Source organism: Streptomyces sp. URMC 126 (assembly GCF_051386555.1).
Lineage (GTDB): Bacteria > Actinomycetota > Actinomycetes > Streptomycetales > Streptomycetaceae > Streptomyces.
In genome coordinates this window covers 1-253 of record NZ_JBPQTX010001099.1, presented here as the reverse complement: position 1 = coordinate 253, position 253 = coordinate 1, and the positions used below count along the sequence as shown (strand labels likewise).

The window sequence follows — 253 nt, the reverse complement described above, 5'->3', positions numbered from 1 at the left end:
GGACTATCCCATGGTGCGATCGCGGGTAGAGGCCGGGCAGCTCAGCCTGCACGGGTGGCACTATGTCATCGAAGACGGCGAAGTCCATGTCTTCGATGTCCAGACCGGCCGCTTTGTTGCGGCATCTCAAGCTCCGCACAGCGGCACCGGGCCGTACCCGCCCTACGTGGAGCATGATGGACAAGTGCTTGTCGACTGAGGCCCGAGCAAGTGCCAGGGACGGCGGCAGGCAAGTCAACACGGGAGCCATGCC

1 pseudogene is annotated in these 253 nt (G+C 64.0%); it reads left to right on the top strand.

From position 1 onward, the window contains the following. Positions 1-199: pseudogene (locus ACSNOK_RS35240) on the top strand (hypothetical protein); the annotation flags it as partial. Between the last annotated feature and the right edge of the window lie 54 nt (positions 200-253).